The organism is Pseudomonas sp. WS 5078 (assembly GCF_012985745.1).
Lineage (GTDB): Bacteria > Pseudomonadota > Gammaproteobacteria > Pseudomonadales > Pseudomonadaceae > Aquipseudomonas > Aquipseudomonas lundensis_A.
The window spans coordinates 130,354-152,049 of record NZ_JAAQWX010000007.1 but is presented as its reverse complement, the minus strand read 5'-3'; the positions used below and the strand labels follow the sequence as shown (position 1 = coordinate 152,049).

Here is a 21,696-nt window from a genome sequence, read left to right as displayed (position 1 = left end):
TACATCAAGGAACGGGCTGGAAACTGATCAACGGCGCGGCAGGAATTGCAGTGGATCTACAGGCTTACCTTGTCGGCGAATCTCAAAGTGAAGTTTCACCCGGTCTGTACCCGTTGACCCCATTTCGGCAATTGTCTGACCAACCTTGACCTGTTGCCCCTCCCGAACCAAAAGCCTGCGATTATGACCGTAGGCACTGACATAGGTATCGCTGTGTTTAATGATGACTAATTCGCCGTAGCCCCTTAATCCACTCCCGGCGTAAACCACTGAGCCATCCGACGCAGCTAAAACAGGCTGTCCCAAATCTCCGGCGATATCAATACCTTTATTCAAACTACCGTTTGAAGAAAATTTACCGATCAAAATACCGTTCGCAGGCCAGCCCCACCCTTTGGGAGCAGGCCCGGCAGGCAATGGCGCCGGGGCGACCGCGGTCTTTGTTGCTGTGGCCTGGCGCTTGATGACAGTGGTTTTACTGCCCGATGAAGGCGAGGTGACAGTACTGGTCGCGACAGCTGTCGGACGGGTGCCGGCTCGTCCGTCAAAGCGGATGGTTTGCCCCGGCACGATCGTAAAGGGTGCCCCGATGTTGTTACGGGCAGCCAGCGCCTTCCAGTCCCACCCGTACCGAAACGCAATGGAGAACAGGGTGTCGCCACGCCGGACCACGTATTGCCCGGTGGTCACGGCCGGACGCTGGGCCACCCCATTACGGTCGACAACACGCACGCCGTTTTTTGGCGAACTGGAACAGGCCGCCAGCAAGGCAAGCGTGGCACTCAGAAGTAAACCGACCACCAGTCTGTGATAGCTATTGGTTCTCATACGCTGCGCAATGACTGTGAGACTCACCCGCCGCTCCCTTTGATGGTGGCTAAATATTAGATGGCCAGTACCGGCCGAAATGTGGCGCAAGTATAACTGGCAACGCAGCTATTACAGACAGTAAAGCCGACGCTTAAACACGCCGTATAAAGCGCGTGTAAGGCTAAACAGAGCCTTGGCGTCGGGCTATATGACCCCCGCCTGCCCCTATAATTCAGCGCAGATGAATGAGGGTCAGGCCAACGGGCCATTCAAAAGCGGTACAAAACGCACATTACCGATAACGCGACGCGCAAAACCATGCTCCTCGCGCACAATTAACATCAGTTGTTGCACCTCACCCGCACCCACCGGGATCACCAGACGGCCGCCCGGTGCCAACTGATCCAGCAACGCCTGGGGAACATCGGTTGCAACAGCCGTTACGATAATGCCGTTGTAAGGCGCCAGCGCTGGCCAGCCTTCCCAGCCATCGCCCCAGCGAAACACAACATTGCGCAAGTTGAGCGCCTGCAAGCGCTCTTTGGCACGGTCCTGAAGCACCTTGATGCGTTCGACCGAGAAGATGCGTTCAACCAGTTGCGAAAGTACTGCCGTTTGATAACCGGAGCCGGTGCCGATCTCCATGACCTTGTCCAGCGGGCCGTCTTCAAGCAGCAGCTCGCTCATGCGCGCCACCATATACGGCTGGGAAATCGTTTGGTTGTTGCCGATCGGTAATGCGGTGTCTTCGTAAGCCCGGTGCGCCAGCGCTTCGTCCACAAACAGGTGACGCGGGGTGCGACGAATAACCTCAAGCACGTGTTGGTTGACGATACCTTCGTCAACCAGGCGCTGAATCAGCCGCTCACGAGTACGCTCGGAAGTCATGCCAATACCGCGATGCATCAGGCCACTCTGTTCACGCCCCATCAACCCAAGCCCTCAAGCCAACCATCGAGGCATTGGAATGCCTCGCCAAACGTGCGATCAAGCTGCAACGGCGTAATCGACACATAACCTTGCATGACCGCATGAAAGTCCGTCCCCGGTCCGCCATCTTCAACATCGCCCGCGGCAGCAATCCAGTACCCGGCCTTGCCACGAGGATCGACAACATGCACCGGCGCCGCTGCTCGCGCCCGGTGCCCCAGACGCGTGAGCTGGATACCGCGAATCTTGTCCAACGGCAAGTTGGGAATATTCACGTTGAGCACAGTTCGCGGCGGCAGGACCAATTGGTCATGGGCTTGCACCAGCTTGCGAGCGTAGTAAGCAGCCGTCGGCAAGTTCTCCAGCTGACGCGACACAAATGAAAATGCGAACGACGGCCGTTGCAGAAACCGTCCTTCCAGCGCGGCTGCGACGGTTCCCGAATACAGCACATCATCCCCAAGATTGGCCCCAAGGTTGATCCCGGAAACCACCATATCGGGTTGCGGGTCCAGCAGACCGTGAATGCCCAGATGAACGCAATCGGTCGGTGTGCCATTAATGCTGACAAACCCATTGGCCAAGGTATGCGGGTGCAGCGGACGGTCAAGCGTCAGCGAACTGCTAGCACCACTTTTATCCTGGTCGGGCGCAATCACCACGCACTCGGCATAATCGGCCAGTGCAGCGTGAAGCGCTGCAAGGCCCGGGGCACTCACCCCATCATCGTTAGAAATCAGAATACGCATAGGCTGTCCGTTTGACCCAACGGCACCAGATCAACAAGTTCGCGCACCAGAACAGTGGCGAAGCATCCGGCCGGCAGTACAAATTCCAGTTGCAGAATGTCAGGCTCTGGATAATGCCACGTCAACCGGCCAATGGGCAGCCGCAGAATGCGTCGTTCGTGACTCATGCCCGCACGGACCAGCCAATCGCGCAGATCAGCTTCACGCTCGGCAATCGACTGTTCCAGTTCATAGGGTGCGCCCCGGGTAGGAGAATCACCCTCGCCCCACTGCGGCCCGGTAGGGTGCAAGTCCAAAATGGCCAGACGCGGATCGCTGCACTCAGCCTCACCGGCGGGAAAGAAACTCCGGCTGTCGGTAAAGGCCAAGAGGTCGCCCACTTGCGCTTTTTGCCACGTTCCGTCGGCAACGCGAGCGGCCAATACTTGATTGAACAGATAACTGCGGGCTGTCGACAGCAGCCGTGAACGCACATTGCGCTGTTCGGGCAAGGCCTTGCGGGCGGCGTATTCACGCGCCTCCCCCAAATTGCCGCCCTGCCAGCCAAAACGCTGAGTGCCGAAATAATTGGGAATACCCTGGCGGGCAATCAGCTCCAGACGCTGCTGCAGCGCGTCCTTGTCACCCGCCAGTTGAGTCAGACGCAACGTGAAGCCGTTTGCCGCGTGGGCTCCGCGCTGCAACTTACGCTTGTGACGCGAAGTCTTGAGGATTTTCAGCGTGTCATTTTCAGCCGAAGACAGATCCGGATCAGCCTTGCCCGGTAACTGAACGCTAAACCACTGGCGGGTTAGCGCCTGACGATCCTTAAGCCCGGCATAACTGACCGTACGCAAGGGCACGCCAGCGGCCTTGGCAATCCGGCGCGCGGCCTCTTCAGTATTCAGCCCCCGCTTTTCGACCCACAGCCATAAATGCTCGCCATCCCCGGACAGGGGAATATCCAGCACTTCATCGACCTGAAAATCGTCAGCCGTGGCTTTGAGCACAGCCGTACCCAATGCGTCGCCATAAGCACGCGGGCCCAACAGATCACGTTCATTCATGCGCGAACCAACAATGCGATCGAATGCACGGCAATGCCTTCCTCACGACCGACAAAGCCAAGCTTTTCAGTGGTGGTGGCTTTTACGTTTACCTGGTCCAAATCAACCTCTAGATCCGCGGCAATCCGCGCGCGCATCGTTTCAATATGCGGTGCCATTTTTGGCGCCTGAGCAATGATGGTGTTGTCGACATTGCCGACCTTCCAGCCTTTGGCGTGGATAAGGCCTACCACGTGACGCAGCAGGACACGGCTGTCAGCCCCTTTGAAGGTAGGGTCGGTGTCCGGGAAGTGCTTGCCGATGTCGCCCAGTGCCGCAGCCCCCAGCAATGCATCACTGAGCGCGTGCAGCAGCACGTCGCCATCAGAGTGAGCCAAAAGGCCAAATTTATGTGGGATTCGCACACCGCCCAAGGTAATAAAGTCGCCTTCAGCGAAACAGTGCACATCATAGCCGTGGCCAATACGCATAAAAAAACGCCCCGATTAAGTCAGGGCGTGATTCTACCTACTTTGGCCCGCCTTGGGCGCTATTAGGCACCCAGTGCGTTGGCGTGATGGCGCAGGTGATCATCAATGAAACTGGCGATAAAGAAATAGCTATGGTCGTAGCCCGGCTGCACGCGCAACGTCAGCGGGTAATCGGCCAGTTCAGCAGCCTTTTGCAGCACGTCAGGTTTGAGCTGGACAGTCAGGAAGTCATCCCTGTCCCCCTGATCAACCAACAGCGGCAACTTCTCACGCGCCTGAGCCAACAGCGCACTGGCATCCCACTCACGCCAGCGCGAACGTTCTTCGCCCAGATAATAAGAAAACGCTTTTTGCCCCCAAGGACAATCCATCGGATTGCTGATGGGCGCAAACGCCGAAACGGACTGATAACGCCCAGGATTACGCAGTGCGCAAACCAGAGCACCGTGACCGCCCATCGAATGGCCGCTAATCCCGCGTCGCTGGGAAGCGGGGAAATGCGCTTCAACCAACGCGGGCAACTCCTTCACAACGTAATCATGCATCTGATAATGCTGAGCCCAAGGTTGCTGGGTAGCGTTCAGATAAAACCCCGCGCCCAGACCAAAGTCCCACGCACCGTTCGGGTCACCGGGCACACCGTCGCCGCGGGGGCTGGTGTCCGGCGCCACAAGGATCAAACCCAGCTCAGCCGCCATTTTCATGGCACCCGCTTTGTGCATGAAGTTCTCGTCGGTACAGGTCAGCCCCGACAACCAGTACAGCACAGGCAATGTCGCCCCCTGCTCGGCTTGGGGTGGCAAATACACGGCAAACACCATGTCACACCCGAGCACCTGCGAACGATGCCGGTAGCGCTTGTGCCAGCCACCGAAGCTTTTCTGGCAGGAAATATTTTCCAGTGTCATGGACAACTCCAGGCCGCCAGCCCCAATTGCGTGAGGCTGGCCGCTGCCGATTAGAAATGGATGACCGTACGGATGCTTTTACCTTCATGCATCAGGTCGAAAGCCTTATTGATGTCTTCCAGCCCCATGGTATGGGTGATGAAGGTATCCAGCGGGATCTCACCGCTTTGTGCCATGTCGACATAGCTCGGCAACTCAGTACGTCCGCGCACGCCACCAAAGGCAGAACCACGCCAGACGCGGCCGGTCACCAGTTGGAACGGACGGGTGGAGATTTCTTGCCCGGCACCCGCCACGCCAATGATCACCGACTCGCCCCACCCCTTGTGACAGCATTCAAGTGCCGCACGCATCAATTGCACATTACCGATGCATTCAAAGGAGAAATCCACGCCACCGTCCGTCATATCCACAATGACGTCCTGGATTGGACGATCAAAGTCTTTTGGATTGACGCATTCAGTGGCGCCCAACTGCTTGGCAATTTCAAATTTGGCCGGGTTGATATCAATCGCAATAATCCGCGAAGCCTTGGCTTTCACAGCACCAATGATTGCTGACAAACCAATCCCGCCCAGACCGAAAATAGCGACGGTATCGCCGGGTTTGACCTTGGCCGTATTAATAACGGCACCGATGCCCGTCGTCACGCCACAGCCGAGGAGGCAGACTTTTTCAAGCGGAGCATCCTTGGAGATTTTGGCCACCGAGATTTCCGGCAACACGGTGTACTCAGAAAATGTGGACGTGCCCATGTAGTGAAAAATGGGCTGACCCTTGTAGGAGAAGCGGGTAGTGCCATCAGGCATCAGGCCTTTGCCCTGAGTCGAGCGAATCGCCTGACACAAGTTGGTCTTGCCCGACAGGCAGAACTTACATTGACGGCACTCCGGGGTGTACAGCGGGATGACGTGATCGCCTACGGCTACCGATGTAACACCCTCACCGATGGCTTCAACGATTGCGCCGCCTTCGTGGCCCAGAATCGACGGAAAAATGCCTTCCGGGTCTGCACCCGACAAGGTGTACGCATCGGTGTGGCAAACGCCCGACGCCACAACCCGCACCAGCACTTCGCCTGCCTTGGGCATGGCAACATCCACTTCCACGATTTCCAGCGGCTTTTTGGCCTCAAAGGCTACGGCAGCACGTGACTTGATCATCGATCGTCTCCAGCAAAGTAAAAACAAGACATGGAGTGTAAATCAGCGCTGACTGATTAATAATCCAGCCAAAAGCAAAACATTATTGCCAGGCAGGGACAATCCTCCATGAACGAGAACCGCTGGGAAGGTATAGACGAATTTGTAGCCGTCGCGGAATGCGGTCAATTCACAGCAGCTGCCGAACGTCTCGGGGTTTCGTCTTCCCATATCAGCCGTCAGGTAGCACGGCTGGAGGAACGGTTGCAGACCCGATTGTTCTACCGCAGCACCCGGCGCGTGACGCTGACCGAAGCCGGGCAGACATTCCTGCAACATTGCCAGCGGTTGCAGGATGGACGCGAAGAAGCATTACGTGCGATAGGCGACCTCGCCGGCGAACCAAAAGGATTGCTGCGTATGACGTGCGCCGTCGCATATGGCGAACGCTTTATCGTGCCGCTGGTGACGCGGTTCATGGCCCTGTACCCACAATTGCGGGTGGACATCGAACTGAGTAACCGTCCACTGGACCTGGTGCACGAAAGCCTGGACCTTGCGATCCGGCTGGGCCGCTTGCAGGACTCAAGTTTGGTAGCCACCCGCCTGGCTCCACGGCGCATGTACCTGTGCGGCTCCCCTTCCTATCTGGAACATTACGGGCGCCCCCACAGCGTGTCGGAACTGGGCCGGCACAATTGTTTGATTGGCAGTTCGGACCTCTGGCAATTGCAACAAGACGGTCGGGAGTTTTCGCAGCGCGTGCAAGGCAACTGGCGTTGTAACAGTGGGCAGGCGGTGCTGGATGCGGCGCTGATGGGCGTAGGGCTGTGTCAGTTGCCCGACTATTACGTGCTGGAACATTTAAAAAGCGGCGCGCTGGTGTCTTTGCTGGAGTCGCATCAACCGCCCAATACGGCAGTCTGGGCCCTCTACCCACAGCAGCGGCACTTGTCGCCCAAAGTCAGGCAGTTGGTGGATTATCTGAAAACAGCGTTGGCCGAGCGCGAAGAATACTCAACCAGCCAGCAGTGAGCTTACACCCACCCGTGGGCAGACATGCTTCGAGGGACAAGGATTGAACATCATCAGGCAATGATTGCCACCTTTGCGCCCTGGCAACAACGGCCTGGGCGCGACGATCAGGCCTTAGCGGTTGGACCAACGCAATCGCAGCCACTCAAGGTCTTCAGGGCGGGTGACCTTGATGTTGTCGGAACGCCCTTCAATCAAACGCGGGGACAAGCCTGCCCACTCCATCGCAGAAGACTCATCGGTGATGTTGGCATCGGCCACAAGGCTATCGGCCAGCGCACGGTGCAGTGCACCGAGGCGGAACATTTGCGGTGTATAGGCTTGCCAGATGAGCTGGCGATCGACGGTTTCGACGACACGACCATGTTTGTCGACCCGTTTTAGGGTGTCGCGCGCCGGGACGGCGAGTAAACCACCGACTGGATCATCCGACAGCTCACTGAGCAGTCTGTCCAAGTCCTCTCGGGCCAGATTGGGCCGTGCCGCATCGTGCACCAATACCCAGTCATCGTCAGTGGCCCCTTGAGCATGCAAATGCAGCAGCGCATTTAACACCGAGTCTGCACGCTCACGACCGCCGTCCACCCGCACGACACGTGGATCAACCGCACAAGGTAAACCCGGCCAGAAAGGATCATCGCAGGCGACACTGACTACCAGCCCCAGAAGACCGGGGTGATCGAGAAAACAGCCAAGGCTGTGTTCGAGAATACTGCGTCCGCCCAACTGCAAGTATTGCTTGGGACGGTCCGCGGCCATTCGGGCTCCTACGCCCGCGGCAGGAATCACGGCCCAAAAGGCCGGCGAGGTACTGCTCATTGGGCCAGCTGATAGAGGGTTTCGCCCTCCTTGACCATGCCCAACTCATGGCGTGCCCGTTCTTCAACGGTTTCCATGCCTTTTTTCAGCTCTGACACTTCCGCATCCAGCACGCGGTTGCGCTCAAGCAAAATTTCGTTTTCAGCACGCTGATCGGCGATTTGCTGGGTCAGGTCGGTAACCTGCGCCAAACTGCCATTCCCCACCCACAGGCGATACTGTAGGCCAGCCAGCAGCAAGAGCAAGATAAGGAACAACCAATTGGGACTGCGCATCGAATATCAGGTATCCAGTGAAAAGACAGCCATGCCGACAAACCTAAACCACGAATAGTACAAAGCCTGGACGAACCAGGCTTGTACGTGTAGCCACCAGATTAGTGTCAAACCACTCGCGCTGGCGAGCCTTCCTACACAATCTGCTGTCTTTTTATCACTTACCGCTTAGCCGCGAAACTCGCCACGGCCGTTGTACGTGGCTTTCGCCCCCAACTGCTCTTCGATACGCAGCAATTGGTTGTACTTGGAAACGCGATCAGAGCGGCACAGGGAGCCAGTTTTGATCTGGCCAGCCGACGTACCCACTGCCAGATCGGCAATCGTGGAGTCTTCAGTTTCGCCAGAACGGTGCGAGATCACAGCCGTGTAACCAGCTGCCTTGGCCATCTGGATGGCTTCCAGGGTTTCGGTCAGTGTGCCGATCTGGTTGAACTTGATCAGGATCGAGTTGGCGATCTTTTTATCGATGCCTTCTTTCAGGATCTTGGTGTTGGTCACGAACAGATCGTCACCTACCAGCTGTACTTTCTCGCCGATTTTATCGGTCAGGATTTTCCAACCATCCCAGTCAGACTCGTCCAGACCGTCTTCGATGGAAATAATCGGGTAACGCTGCGTCAGGCCCTTGAGGTATTCAGCGAAGCCTTCGGAGTTGAAGACTTGACCTTCACCCGACAGGTTGTACTTGCCGTCTTCATAGAACTCGCTAGCCGCACAGTCCAGTGCCAGCGTCACGTCGGTGCCCAAGGTGTAGCCGGCATTGGCGATAGCTTCAGAGATGACTTTCAAGGCATCTTCGTTGGAGGCAAGGTTTGGCGCGAACCCCCCTTCGTCGCCCACGGCGGTGTTCAGGCCACGGGCCTTGAGCACAGCTTTGAGGTGATGGAAGATCTCGGTGCCCATGCGCAACGCGTCGGAGAAGGTCTTGGCGCCTACTGGCTGAACCATGAACTCTTGAATGTCGACGTTGTTATCGGCGTGCTCACCACCGTTGATGATGTTCATCATCGGAACCGGCATCGAGTAAACACCCGGTGTACCGTTCAGGTTGGCGATGTGGGCGTACAGCGGCAGGTCCTGGTCTTGTGCGGCGGCCTTGGCGGCAGCCAGGGACACGGCGAGGATAGCGTTGGCACCCAACGAGCCTTTGTTTTCGGTACCGTCCAGCGCGATCATCGCGTGGTCGAGCGCCTTTTGGTCAACCGGGTCTTTACCCAGCAGCAAATCACGAATAGGGCCGTTAATGTTGGCAACGGCTTTCAGCACGCCCTTGCCCAGGTAACGGCTCTTGTCGCCATCACGCAGCTCCAATGCCTCACGGGAACCGGTAGAAGCACCGGACGGCGCGCATGCGCTGCCGATGATGCCGTTGTCGAGAAGCACGTCCGCTTCCACAGTGGGATTGCCACGGGAGTCGAGAACTTCACGACCTTTGATGTCGACGATTTTTGCCATTGTTGTAAATACTCCAAAGTTGACGAAAACGACGCAGCTGAGGGAAATCTGGTCATCGTCGGCAAGGGTCGAATAACAGGCAGCCTTGCAGACGATAAGGCTCGGGCCCTGAGGCCCGAGAAATCGTGCGGTACTTTACCGGAGAATCGAAGGTTAAGCGGTTTCTATTGTCGGAAAACTCTTAACCAACTCATCCAGAGCCTTCAGTTGAGCCAGGAAAGGCTCAAGCTTGTCCAGGCGCAAGGCACAAGGGCCGTCGCACTTGGCGTTGTCAGGGTCCGGGTGTGCTTCCAGGAACAGGCCTGCCAGGCTTTGACTGATGCCGGCCTTGGCCAGATCAGTCACTTGGGCGCGGCGACCGCCAGCAGAATCGGCGCGACCACCAGGCATTTGCAGCGCGTGGGTCACGTCGAAGAATACCGGGTATTCAAATTGCTTCATGATGCCGAAGCCCAGCATGTCGACCACAAGGTTGTTGTAGCCGAAGCTGGAACCCCGCTCACAGAGGATCAACTGATCGTTGCCCGCTTCTTCGCATTTGCTCAGGATGTGTTTCATTTCCTGAGGTGCGAGAAACTGGGCTTTTTTGATGTTGATCACGGCGCCGGTCTTGGCCATGGCCACGACCAGATCAGTCTGGCGCGACAGGAAAGCGGGCAACTGAATGATGTCGCACACTTCGGCGACCACGGCTGCTTGCGCAGGCTCGTGGACGTCGGTGATCAGCGGCACACCAAATGCTTGCTTGATGTCCTGGAAAATCCGCATGCCCTCTTCCAGGCCTGGGCCACGGTAAGAGCTGACAGATGAGCGGTTAGCCTTGTCGAAGCTGGCCTTGAACACATAAGGGATACCGAGCTTTTCGGTAACACGTACGTACTCTTCGCACACCTGCATGGCCATATCACGGCTTTCCAGCACGTTCATGCCACCGAACAAGACCATAGGCTTGTCGTTGGCAATTTCGATATTGCCTACGCGAATAATCTTTTGCGCCATGCTGTTTACGCCTTCTTCTCGTGTTGCGCCAAAGCGGCTTTGACGAAACCGCTGAACAGTGGGTGGCCATCACGTGGTGTCGAGGTGAACTCAGGGTGGAACTGGCAAGCCACGAACCATGGATGATCCGGCGCTTCTACCACTTCTACCAACGCACCATCGCCGGAGCGACCGGTGACTTTCAGGCCTGCTTCGATCAGTTGAGGCAGCAGGTTGTTGTTCACTTCGTAACGGTGACGGTGACGTTCAACAATCACGTCCTTGGCGTAGCAATCATGCACTTTGGAGCCAGCCTGGAGCTGGCAGTCCTGCGCGCCCAGACGCATGGTGCCGCCCAGGTCCGACGTCTCGGTACGGGTTTCAACTGCACCGGTGGCGTCTTCCCACTCCGTGATCAAGCCGACAACCGGGTGGCCGCTGCTGCGATCGAATTCGGTGGAGTTGGCGTCTTTCCAGCCCAATACGTTGCGTGCGAACTCGATGACCGCTACTTGCATGCCCAGGCAAATACCCAGGTAAGGCACCTTGTTCTCGCGAGCATATTGAACGGCAGTGATTTTGCCTTCTACGCCGCGCAGGCCGAAGCCGCCCGGAACGAGGATGGCATCACAGCCTTCCAGCAGTTCAGTGCCTTTGTTCTCGATGTCTTCGGAGTCGATGTAACGCAGGTTGACCTTGGTACGGTTGGAAATACCGGCGTGGCTCATCGCTTCGATCAGCGACTTATACGCGTCCAGCAGCTCCATGTACTTGCCGACCATCGCGATGGTGACTTCGTGCTCCGGATTGAGCTTGGCATCCACGACCTTGTCCCACTCGGACAGGTCGGCGGTGTTGCACTGCAAGCCAAAACGCTCGACAACGAAATCATCCAGACCCTGAGCGTGCAGCATGCCCGGGATCTTGTAGATGGTGTCGGCGTCTTCCAGCGAAATCACGGCGCGCTCTTCAACGTTGGTGAACAACGCGATCTTGCGACGCGAAGATACATCCACGTGGTGGTCGGAGCGGCAGATCAGCACGTCCGGCTGCAGGCCGATGGAGCGCAATTCTTTAACCGAGTGTTGGGTCGGTTTGGTTTTCGTTTCGCCAGCGGTGGCGATGTACGGAACCAGAGTCAGGTGCATCAGCATGGCGCGCTTGGCGCCCACTTCGATGCGCAACTGACGGATAGCTTCGAGGAACGGTTGCGACTCAATGTCACCCACAGTGCCGCCAATCTCAACCATCGCTACGTCGGCATCGCCGGCGCCCTTGATGATTCGACGCTTGATTTCGTCAGTGATGTGCGGAATTACCTGAATGGTTGCACCCAGGTAATCACCACGGCGCTCCTTGCGCAGAACGTGTTCGTAAACACGGCCCGTGGTGAAGTTGTTGTTCTGGGTCATTGTCGTGCGGATAAACCGCTCGTAGTGACCCAAGTCCAGGTCGGTCTCGGCGCCGTCGTGTGTGACGAACACTTCACCGTGCTGGAACGGGCTCATGGTGCCCGGATCAACGTTGATGTAGGGGTCCAGCTTCAGCATGGTGACCTTAAGTCCCCGCGCCTCCAGGATGGCTGCCAATGAAGCCGAGGCAATGCCTTTCCCCAATGAAGAAACAACACCGCCCGTGACGAAGATGTAGCGCGTCATGAAAAACCCTAGAAGTCTGCGTTAAAGCGGTCAGAGCCGCCGGGGAAAGCGAAGGAAGGCCGAAGCCCCCAATCACCAGCATTAGTCACAGTGCACCTTTCGAAAAACTGCTGCGTTGAAACAGACCGATGGCAACCATCGGTGCGATACAAGCCACACATTTTTTTAAAATCGCCCAGCAAAGACTGCTTGGTAATCGGCAACTTCTGTAATTCCGGTGAATCTACAGAAGCTGTATCAAGAAGGGAGCGTAGTCTACCGGAAAGCCCCTTTCAGCTCAAACCTTGATCGCTTGAAGTTGGCAGCCACTTCAATTGCCAGTGTCCACTGGGGTCAGCGTCCAGTCCGGCGAGGTTTGCCACTGCCAATAACCGGTCATTTTGGTACAGAAGCGGCAATCTGCCACGGGCAAACGGCGGCACGCCACGTTCATTAAGCAAGCGCTTGAGGTCACGATGACCGCGCTCGGCCAGCGACATGACCTCCCCGCCTTGACGATAGCGCACCTGCAATGGTCCCTCCGGCACCTCGCCCTCTATACGTAACAGCCCGTTCCCGGGCAACGACAAGGGTTTAGCGGGCTGGTCCCACGTGATTGGCGCAGTCGGCTGACGCAGCCATTGACCCGATAGCCACCAAATTCGCCCGCCAGCGCGATGCAGTTCGCCGTCAGCCAGACACCAGGCAGGTCGCGCATCAACGCCAGCATCACGCAACGCCTCCCAACCGGCCCAGTGCGCGGTATCAGGCAATCGCGTAAGACCGGCCAGCCAATGCCGCAAAGCGTTGCGTTGACGGGCAGTCGACAAACGGTCGATAGGATCAAGCGTCAGAGATGGCAAACCCAGCCAGGCAAACGCTGTCTCGACAGCGGCAGCTGCCAGATCCTGCTCAGCGAGTTCGCTCAGCAACCCTTGCGCTTCGGCACAATGATCAGCCGCCCGCGACAACGTAGTAGTGACCTGCGGCCAACGCCTTGACAGCACAGGCATTACTTCATGGCGCAAGTAATTGCGGGACAAACCGATGTACTCATTGGATGGATCTTCAACCCAATGCAGACCGTTAGCTTGTGCGTAAGCCTCAAGATCGGCACGCGAAATGTCCAATAACGGACGCCCTAATACCCCTTGACCCAAACTGCGCTCACGCGGCATGCCAGACAGCCCGCTAACACCTGCACCGCGCAACAACCGAAACAGCAGGGTTTCAGCCTGATCATCGCGATGCTGCCCCGTGAACAGCACTTCCTGAGGCCGGATAAGGGTCTCGAACGCCCCATAGCGTGCCTCCCGCGCCGCCCGCTCGATGCTTGCACCTGCTGGCACCTGAACATGCACAACCGTGAGCGGCACGCTCAGGGCATCACACAGCAACTGACAGTGCGCCGGCCACGTATCCGCTACCGCCTGTAGGCCGTGATGAACATGGATGGCAGTCAGCGGGGGAAATGAATGGGTTGGGTGCAGGTGAGCGAGAAGGTGCAGCAGGACAGTCGAGTCGAGACCGCCGGAAAGGGCAATCCGCCAAGCCGAGGCATTGCGCCACGGCTTGAGCGCTTCGAGCAACTGGATTGTCAGGTTTGACATCGCACAATCCTGCAGAAGCGACGGGATCGCCCCTGCATCTGTCAGTCTCGCCTTGATTACAGACCGTAACTCATCAAACGGTCATAACGACGCTGCAACAAAGTTTCGTTGTCCAGCTTCTTCAACATGTCCAACTGAGAAATCAGCTCTGCGCGAATCGTTGCAGACGCGGCTACAGGGTCGCGATGCGCGCCACCCAATGGCTCACCGATGACTTTATCAACGATGCCCAGGCCTTTGAGACGCTCAGCGGTAATCCCCATCGCCTCGGCGGCATCCGGCGCTTTCTCAGCGGTTTTCCACAGAATCGACGCGCAACCTTCAGGCGAAATCACAGCATAGGTGGAGTACTGCAACATGTTCAACTGATCGCAGACGCCAATGGCCAACGCACCGCCCGAACCACCTTCACCAATAACAGTGGAAATGATCGGGGTCTTCAGGCGCGCCATGACCCGCAGGTTCCAGGCAATGGCTTCGCTCTGGTTGCGCTCTTCAGCATCAATACCCGGGTAGGCGCCCGGCGTGTCGATGAAGGTCAGGATCGGCATCTTGAAGCGCTCTGCCATCTCCATCAAACGGCACGCCTTACGGTAACCTTCAGGGCGGGGCATACCGAAGTTGCGACGAACTTTCTCACGCACTTCGCGGCCTTTCTGATGACCAATCACCATCACTGGCTGATCGTCCAGACGCGCGATACCGCCCACAATGGCAGCATCGTCGGAGAAATGACGGTCGCCATGCAGCTCATCGAACTCAGTAAAGATGTGGTCGATGTAATCCAGCGTGTAAGGACGACGCGGATGACGGGCCAAACGGGCGATCTGCCAACTGGTCAGCTTGCCGAAAATATCTTCAGTCAGCGTTTTGCTTTTGTCTTGCAGGCGAGAGATTTCATCGCTGATGTTCAGCGAATTGTCATTACCGACCAGGCGCAACTCTTCGATTTTGGCTTGCAGGTCAGCAATCGGCTGTTCGAAATCAAGAAAATTCGGGTTCATAAGCATCCGTCTTGGGTCGGCGGCAAAGCATGCCAGCAGGCAGAAAGCCCAGTCTTGACTGGCACTTTCAACCCGACTGGGGCAGCCGGTTGATCTGTATCGCGCCTACCTTAAGGGACAGGCGCTCTCAGGTCGAGATTAAAAATTCAGGTCGAGATCAGGACGCGTCTCACGCCCCTGACCGTCAACGGTATTGGAGGAAGACGTTGTCTCGCCCAAACTGGTCACGCAAGGCTTGAATCAAGCTGTCTGCCGGATCGATTCTCCAGTTCTCGCCAAACTGCAACAGGGTCTTCGCATCCCCGCCGGTGTACTCCATGGTGATCGGACAGGCGCCGCGATGCTTCTTCAGCACCTCGCCCAACTGCCGCAACTGATCACCCTTGAGCGCCGCGTGATGGACTTTCAGGCGCAAGCTCTCGGCCAGGCTGGTACGCGCATCTTCCATGCTCATGACCCGCTTGACCCGCAGGCGCAAGCCGCCCGAGAAGTCATCGTTACTGACCTCCCCTTCAACCACCACCATCGCATCGGTCTGCAACAGCGACTGAGCGGAATGGAACGCTTCAGCAAACAATGAGGCTTCAATCCGGCCGGAACGATCATCCAGCGTGATGAACCCCATCTTGTCGCCTTTTTTGTTCTTCATCACCCGCAGGGCGATGATCATGCCGGCAACCGTCTGCGTATCGCGGGCAGGTTTCAAATCGATAATGCGCTGACGGGCGAAACGGCGAATTTCGCCTTCATACTCGTCGATCGGATGGCCCGTCAGGTACAGGCCCAAGGTGTCTTTCTCACCCTTCAGACGTTCCTTGAGCGTCAGTTCCTTGGCCTTGCGATGGTTGGCATAAACATCGGCGTCTTCTTCAACAAACACGCCGCCGAACAGGTCATCGTGGCCACTGTCGTGTGTACGCGCCGTTTGCTCGGCCGCTTTGATCGCCTCTTCCAGCGCCGCCAGCAAAACCGCACGGTTCTGATCAATGCTCGCCTGATAGGCTTTTGGCTCGTCATGGAAGCAAGGCCCCAGACGGTCCAGCGCGCCACTGCGGATCAAACCGTCAAGGGTGCGTTTGTTAATGCGCTTGAGGTCAACCCGCGCACAGAAATCGAACAGATCCTTGAACGGCCCGTCCTGACGCGCTTCGGTAATCGCCTCGACCGGCCCCTCGCCCACGCCCTTGATCGCCCCGAGCCCGTAAATGATGCGACCTTCGTCGTTCACCGTGAACTTGTATTCGGAGGCATTCACGTCCGGTGCGTCGAGACGCAGCTTCATCGTGCGCACTTCTTCGATCAAGGTCACGACCTTGTCGGTGTTGTGCATATCCGCCGACAGCACGGCCGCCATGAACGGTGCCGGGTAATGCGCTTTCAGCCACGCAGTTTGGTATGAAACCAACCCGTAGGCGGCCGAGTGAGATTTGTTGAAACCATAACCGGCGAATTTTTCTACCAGGTCAAAAATGTTACCGGCAAGGTCAGGATCAATGTTGTTGTTGGCGCAACCCTCAATGAAACCGCCGCGCTGCTTGGCCATTTCTTCAGGCTTTTTCTTACCCATGGCTCGACGCAGCATGTCCGCGCCGCCGAGGGTGTAACCTGCCATCACCTGCGCAATCTGCATCACCTGTTCCTGGTACAGGATGATGCCGTAGGTCGGGGCCAGAACCGGTTTCAGGCCTTCGTACTGATAATCCGAATGCGGGTATGCCAGTTCAGCGCGACCGTGCTTACGGTTGATGAAGTCATCCACCATGCCCGATTGCAGCGGCCCCGGACGGAACAGGGCCACCAGTGCGATCAAGTCTTCCAGACAGTCGGGCTTGAGCTTTTTGATCAGCTCTTTCATGCCGCGCGACTCAAGCTGGAACACGGCCGTCGTCTCGGCTTTTTGCAGCAACTGGTAGGTCGGCTTGTCATCCAGCGGAATAAACGCGATATCCAGCGGCGGCTCGTCGACCTTGGCACGGTCGCGGTTAATGGTTTTCAGCGCCCAGTCAATAATGGTCAGCGTGCGCAAGCCGAGGAAGTCGAACTTCACCAGGCCCGCGGCTTCAACGTCATCCTTGTCGAACTGAGTAACCAGGCCGTCGCCTTCTTCATCGCAGTAAATCGGCGAGAAGTCAGTCAGCTTGGTCGGTGCAATCACCACACCACCGGCGTGCTTACCAACGTTACGCACAATGCCTTCGAGTTTGCGCGCCATTTCCCAGATTTCGGCAGCCTCTTCATCCACTTTGATGAAGTCGCGCAGGATCTCTTCCTGTTCGTAGGCCTTTTCCAACGTCATGCCGACTTCAAACGGAATCATCTTCGACAAACGATCTGCCAGGCCGTAAGACTTGCCTTGCACACGCGCAACGTCGCGAATCACAGCCTTGGCCGCCATCGAACCGAAGGTAATGATCTGGCTTACAGCGTTGCGGCCGTATTTTTCTGCCACATATTCAATGACCCGGTCCCGACCATCCATGCAGAAGTCGACGTCGAAGTCGGGCATCGATACCCGTTCCGGGTTAAGGAATCGTTCGAACAGCAGGTCATATTCCAACGGATCAAGGTCGGTGATCTTCTGCACATAAGCCACCAGAGAACCGGCACCCGACCCCCGCCCAGGACCTACCGGCACGCCGTTGCTTTTGGCCCACTGGATGAAGTCCATCACGATCAGAAAGTAACCGGGAAATCCCATCTGGATAATGATGTCCAGTTCGAAATTCAGCCGGTCGACATACACCTGCCGCCTGGCGTCGTAATCGTCGGTAGTGTCCTTGGGCAGCAGAACGCTGAGGCGCTCTTCAAGACCATCAAACGAAACTTTGCGGAAATACTCGTCGATGGTCATGCCATCGGGAATCGGGAAGTTAGGCAAAAAGTGCTTGCCCAACTTCACTTCAATATTGCACCGCTTGGCAATTTCGACGGTATTTTCGAGTGCTTCCGGCAAATCGCTGAACAGCTCAGCCATTTCCTCAGCGCTTTTCAGGTACTGCTGGTCACTGTAGTTCTTGGAGCGGCGCGGATCGTCCAGCGCTCGTCCCTCGCCAATGCAGACGCGGGTTTCATGGGCTTCAAAATCCTGCTGTTTGAGAAAGCGCACATCGTTGGTCGCCACCAACGGTGCACCAATCTTGTCGGCCAATGCCACGGCGGCGTGCAGATGCTCTTCATCGTTGGGACGATGAGTACGCTGTACTTCCAGGTAAAAGCGGTCAGGAAACACATCCATCCATTCGCGAGCCAGCGTCTCGGCTTCCTCAGTGTTACCACTGATCAACGCGACACCGATCTCGCCTTCCTTGGCTGCCGACAGCATGATCAGCCCTTCGGCGGCTTCGGCGACCCATTCACGCTCGATGATGACCTGGCCATTGCGCTGCCCATCAATAAAACCCCGAGAAATCAGCTCCGTCAGGTTTCGATAACCCACGCCGTTCATCGCCAGCAGGCTGATGCGACTCAACGGGTTTTCCGGGTCTTTATTGGACAGCCACAGATCCGCGCCACTGATCGGCTTGATGCCGCCACCCATGGCCGCTTTATAAAACTTGACCAGCGAACACATGTTGTTCTGATCAGTCACAGCCACGGCAGGCATGTTCATACCCGCCAAGGTTTTGATCAGCGGCTTGATCCGCACCAGGCCATCGACCAGGGAATACTCAGTGTGCAGGCGCAGGTGAACGAATGAAGCCGGCATGGTGATCCTGTCTATTAGCTTTGGGAAACAACAAGGCCCGGATTGTACCGGGCCTTGGCAAAAACATCAGCCTTGCGGCTAAACCTCGGTCAAGCCCTCGCGCGCTTCGCAGGCACGACGCACCGGACCGAAGGATTTGCGATGAATCGGTGTAGGCCCCAGACGCTCAAGCGCCTCAAGGTGTACCGCCGTCGGATAACCTTTATGACCGCCAATGCCATAACCTGGGTATTGCAGCTCAAAGGCTGCCATTTCGCGGTCACGGCTGACCTTGGCCAGAATCGACGCAGCAGCAATGGCTGGTACTTTGCTATCACCCTTGATTACGGCTTCAGCCGGCATGGCCAGTTTGGGACAACGATTGCCGTCGATCATCGCCAGTTTCGGGGTGATGCTCAAGCCTTCTACGGCGCGCTGCATCGCCAACATAGTGGCATGCAGGATATTCAGCTCGTCGATTTCTTCGACTTCTGCGCGGGCAATGCACCAGCTCAGGGCCTTTTCGCGAATTTCGTCGTACAACTTTTCACGGCGGGCTTCTGTCAGCTTTTTTGAGTCATTAAGACCGGCGATCGGCCGTGCAGGATCCAGAATCACAGCTGCCGTGACCACTGCACCACACAGCGGGCCGCGACCGACTTCGTCCACACCGGCCACAAGGTCTTCGACCAGATTGAAGTCCAATCCGATTTGCATAGTCACTTTACTCACTTGGATTGTGCGATCAGCTCAAGCACTGCTTTAGCGGCCTGATTGGACGCGTCGAGACGTAATGTTCGATGAATTTCGTCGAAACCCCGGGTTTGATCCTGACCATTGTCCAACAGTGGCAACAGCGTGCTGGCCAATGCCTCGGGGGTTGCAGCATCCTGCAGCAACTCGGGCACCAGCATCCGCTGAGCCAGCAAGTTGGGCAATGACACGTAAGGGCTTTTTACCAGACGCTTGAGAATCCAGAACGTAACCCGCGACAGGCGATAAGCCACCACCATCGGGCGCTTGTACAGCAACGCTTCAAGGGTTGCGGTGCCCGAGGCAATCAACACTGCGTCACAGGCAGCCAATGCCAGGTGCGAACGCCCGTCGAGCATGGTCAAGGGCAAATCGCGCCCTACCATCAACTGCTCGATTTGCTCGCGGCGTGCAGCACTGGCGCAAGGTAGTACAAAGCTAACCTCAGGTCGTGCTTCGCGAATTTTCTGCGCAGCGTCGAGGAATAAACCGCCCAGCTTGCCCACTTCCCCGCCACGACTGCCTGGCATCAGAGCGACCAACGGTCCGCCAGGTAATCCTAGCTCTGCACGTGCAGCAGCTTTATCGGCTTCAAGTGGAATGGTGTCAGCCAGCGAATGGCCAACGAAACGCACGGGCACACCGTGCTCTTCGTAGAATTTGGCTTCGAAAGGCAGCAACGTGAGCATCAAGTCGCAGCCTTCACGGATTTTCAGCACACGCTTTTGCCGCCACGCCCACACGGACGGGCTGACGTAATGCACGGTCTTGATCCCGGCACGGCGCAGCTGAAGTTCGATGTTGAGGGTGAAGTCCGGCGCATCGATTCCGATGAACACATCAGGCTTTTCGGCAATCAGGGTCTGAACCAGTTCTTTACGGCGCTTGAGCAGCTCGCGCAGACGGCCGAGCACTTCAACCAGCCCCATCACAGAGAGACGCTCCATCGGGAAGTAAGAGCGCATGCCCTCTGCCTCCATCAGCGGACCGCCCACACCGATAAATTCGATTTCCGGGTGCTGAGCCCTGAGCGCCCGCATCAGGCCTGAGCCCAAAATGTCACCGGAGGCTTCACCTGCCACCAGCGCAACACGCAACTTGGCCATGATCAGCGGGTAATGCCGCGGGTCGAGGAACGAATGGATTCCACAAACAGCGCGACTTCAGGGAATTGCACAGAGGGCTCAGCCAATTCGGCAAGCGCTTGTTCTACCGTCAGACCCTGGCGATAAACCACTTTGTAGGCTCGGCGCAGGGCGTGAATAGCCTCTTCACTGAAGCCACGACGGCGCATGCCTTCAAAGTTCATGCTGCGGGCTTCGGCAGGGCTGCCAAACACTGTGACAAAGGCCGGAACATCTTTGCCAATAGCAGTGCCCATACCTGAAAAGCTGTGAGCACCAATGTGACAGAACTGATGAACCAGCGTGAAACCCGAGAGAATCGCCCAGTCCCCCATGTGCACATGGCCCGCCAGCGCGGCGTTGTTGACCAGAATGCAATGGTTGCCGATCACGCTGTCATGCCCGATATGGGCATAAGCCATGATCAGGTTGTGATCGCCAAGGGTCGTCTCGGCACGGTCCTGAACCGTGCCGCGATGGATAGTGACGCCTTCGCGGATCACATTGTGATCACCGATCACCAGGCGTGTTTCTTCGCCCTTGTACTTGAGATCGGGGGTATCTTCGCCCACCGAAGAAAACTGGTAGATACGATTGTGCTTACCGATTTTGGTTGGGCCTTTGAGAATTACATGCGGCCCAATCACTGTCCCCTCGCCGATTTCCACACCTGCGCCGACGATCGACCAAGGGCCGACCACGACGTCGTCGGCCAATATGGCCGTCGGATCGATGATTGCGCGAGGGTCAATCAAACTCATAGTTTGCGTTCCGCACAGATAATTTCAGCAGAGCATACCGGCTTGCCATCAACTGTTGCCTGGCACTCGAATTTCCAGATGGAGCGCTTGCAGCTCAGGAACTTGGCTTCCAGGATCAACTGATCGCCTGGCAAGACTGGCTGACGGAAGCGCAGCTTGTCGGAACCGACGAAGTAATACAGCGTCCCGTCTGCAGGTTTCACGTCCAGCATCTTGAAACCCAGAATGCCCGCAGCTTGCGCCATGGCTTCGATGATCAACACGCCGGGCATGATCGGATGCGCCGGAAAGTGACCGTTGAAGAACGGCTCGTTGATGCTGACATTCTTGTAAGCACGAATGCGCTTGTTCTCGACATCCAGATCCACCACTCGATCCACCAGCAGGAAAGGGTAACGGTGAGGCAGATATTCGCGAATCTCGTTGATGTCCATCATTTCGTGGGGAAGCCTGTAATAAAGATTGGGCGCGCGCTACGAAGGCACGCTCCTCTAGCAAATCA

The 21,696-nt window shown here is 57.0% G+C and carries 20 protein-coding genes; 1 reads left to right on the top strand and 19 read right to left on the bottom strand.

Annotation, left to right across the window (positions count from 1 at the left end; translation table 11 throughout):
* Positions 1-27: 27 nt before the first annotated feature.
* The 7 genes from HBN68_RS11830 to HBN68_RS11800 all read right to left on the bottom strand — a co-directional run bounded on the left by HBN68_RS11830 (position 28) and on the right by HBN68_RS11800 (position 6,076).
* A complete protein-coding gene (locus HBN68_RS11830) occupies positions 28-855 on the bottom strand; it encodes a peptidoglycan DD-metalloendopeptidase family protein (RefSeq protein WP_047278248.1) in 828 nt (275 codons plus the stop codon).
* 207 nt (positions 856-1,062) lie between these two features.
* Positions 1,063-1,698, bottom strand: coding sequence for a protein-L-isoaspartate(D-aspartate) O-methyltransferase (locus HBN68_RS11825; protein WP_169964272.1), 636 nt, complete (start codon positions 1,696-1,698; stop codon positions 1,063-1,065).
* Positions 1,699-1,739: 41 nt separating this feature from the next.
* Entirely contained in the window at positions 1,740-2,489 is a 750-nt protein-coding gene (gene surE / locus HBN68_RS11820; RefSeq protein ID WP_094992405.1) for a 5'/3'-nucleotidase SurE, read from the bottom strand.
* On the bottom strand, positions 2,477-3,535 hold the full coding sequence (truD, locus tag HBN68_RS11815; protein ID WP_169964199.1) for a tRNA pseudouridine(13) synthase TruD: 1,059 nt from the start codon (positions 3,533-3,535) through the stop codon (positions 2,477-2,479). The genes surE and truD overlap by 13 nt, the downstream gene beginning before the upstream one ends.
* The gene (ispF, locus tag HBN68_RS11810; protein ID WP_070412640.1) at positions 3,532-4,005 is read right to left on the bottom strand and encodes a 2-C-methyl-D-erythritol 2,4-cyclodiphosphate synthase; all 474 of its coding nucleotides are present in this window, start codon (positions 4,003-4,005) and stop codon (positions 3,532-3,534) included. Before ispF ends, truD begins: the two co-directional genes overlap by 4 nt.
* 62 nt (positions 4,006-4,067) lie before the next feature.
* Positions 4,068-4,919, bottom strand: coding sequence for an S-formylglutathione hydrolase (gene fghA / locus HBN68_RS11805; RefSeq protein ID WP_169964197.1), 852 nt, complete (start codon positions 4,917-4,919; stop codon positions 4,068-4,070).
* 44 nt (positions 4,920-4,963) lie between these two features.
* Entirely contained in the window at positions 4,964-6,076 is a 1,113-nt protein-coding gene (locus HBN68_RS11800; protein ID WP_094992408.1) for an S-(hydroxymethyl)glutathione dehydrogenase/class III alcohol dehydrogenase, read from the bottom strand.
* A 108-nt stretch (positions 6,077-6,184) separates the two neighbouring features.
* On the opposite strand from HBN68_RS11800, the gene HBN68_RS11795 reads away from it, so the two are divergent.
* Positions 6,185-7,090 carry a LysR substrate-binding domain-containing protein gene (locus HBN68_RS11795; RefSeq protein WP_169964195.1) on the top strand — a complete coding sequence of 302 codons (906 nt, stop codon included), beginning with the start codon at positions 6,185-6,187 and terminating at the stop codon, positions 7,088-7,090.
* Positions 7,091-7,204: 114 nt separating this feature from the next.
* Here HBN68_RS11795 and ispD read toward each other — a convergent pair whose 3' ends face one another.
* From ispD to fabZ, 12 genes are all read right to left on the bottom strand, one after another.
* Positions 7,205-7,909, bottom strand: a complete 705-nt coding sequence (gene ispD, locus HBN68_RS11790; RefSeq protein ID WP_094992410.1) for a 2-C-methyl-D-erythritol 4-phosphate cytidylyltransferase — start codon at positions 7,907-7,909, stop codon at positions 7,205-7,207.
* Positions 7,906-8,184: a cell division protein FtsB gene (ftsB, locus tag HBN68_RS11785; RefSeq protein WP_047277176.1), complete on the bottom strand. Its 279-nt coding sequence runs from the start codon at positions 8,182-8,184 to the stop codon at positions 7,906-7,908. Before ftsB ends, ispD begins: the two co-directional genes overlap by 4 nt.
* A gap of 168 nt (positions 8,185-8,352) precedes the next feature.
* A complete protein-coding gene (eno, locus tag HBN68_RS11780) occupies positions 8,353-9,642 on the bottom strand; it encodes a phosphopyruvate hydratase (protein ID WP_094992411.1) in 1,290 nt (429 codons plus the stop codon).
* A 153-nt stretch (positions 9,643-9,795) separates the two neighbouring features.
* Positions 9,796-10,641 carry a 3-deoxy-8-phosphooctulonate synthase gene (kdsA, locus tag HBN68_RS11775; RefSeq protein WP_094992412.1) on the bottom strand — a complete coding sequence of 282 codons (846 nt, stop codon included), beginning with the start codon at positions 10,639-10,641 and terminating at the stop codon, positions 9,796-9,798.
* Between the two features lie 5 nt (positions 10,642-10,646).
* Positions 10,647-12,278 carry a CTP synthase gene (locus tag HBN68_RS11770; protein WP_094992413.1) on the bottom strand — a complete coding sequence of 544 codons (1,632 nt, stop codon included), beginning with the start codon at positions 12,276-12,278 and terminating at the stop codon, positions 10,647-10,649.
* A gap of 272 nt (positions 12,279-12,550) precedes the next feature.
* Positions 12,551-13,867, bottom strand: coding sequence for a tRNA lysidine(34) synthetase TilS (tilS, locus tag HBN68_RS11765; protein ID WP_169964193.1), 1,317 nt, complete (start codon positions 13,865-13,867; stop codon positions 12,551-12,553).
* Positions 13,868-13,923: 56 nt separating this feature from the next.
* Positions 13,924-14,871: an acetyl-CoA carboxylase carboxyl transferase subunit alpha gene (gene accA, locus HBN68_RS11760; protein ID WP_094992415.1), complete on the bottom strand. Its 948-nt coding sequence runs from the start codon at positions 14,869-14,871 to the stop codon at positions 13,924-13,926.
* Between the two features lie 184 nt (positions 14,872-15,055).
* Complete coding sequence (gene dnaE, locus HBN68_RS11755; protein ID WP_094992416.1) at positions 15,056-18,577, bottom strand: DNA polymerase III subunit alpha; 3,522 nt, start codon at positions 18,575-18,577, stop codon at positions 15,056-15,058.
* Positions 18,578-18,655: 78 nt separating this feature from the next.
* Positions 18,656-19,273 (bottom strand): ribonuclease HII, encoded by a 618-nt coding sequence (gene rnhB, locus HBN68_RS11750; RefSeq protein ID WP_094992417.1) that lies wholly within the window; start codon positions 19,271-19,273, stop codon positions 18,656-18,658.
* Positions 19,274-19,284: 11 nt separating this feature from the next.
* Positions 19,285-20,415 carry a lipid-A-disaccharide synthase gene (lpxB, locus tag HBN68_RS11745; protein WP_169964191.1) on the bottom strand — a complete coding sequence of 377 codons (1,131 nt, stop codon included), beginning with the start codon at positions 20,413-20,415 and terminating at the stop codon, positions 19,285-19,287.
* A gap of 2 nt (positions 20,416-20,417) precedes the next feature.
* A complete protein-coding gene (gene lpxA / locus HBN68_RS11740; RefSeq protein WP_094992419.1) occupies positions 20,418-21,194 on the bottom strand; it encodes an acyl-ACP--UDP-N-acetylglucosamine O-acyltransferase in 777 nt (258 codons plus the stop codon).
* Positions 21,191-21,631 (bottom strand): 3-hydroxyacyl-ACP dehydratase FabZ, encoded by a 441-nt coding sequence (gene fabZ, locus HBN68_RS11735; protein ID WP_047277196.1) that lies wholly within the window; start codon positions 21,629-21,631, stop codon positions 21,191-21,193. The genes lpxA and fabZ overlap by 4 nt, the downstream gene beginning before the upstream one ends.
* Between the last annotated feature and the right edge of the window lie 65 nt (positions 21,632-21,696).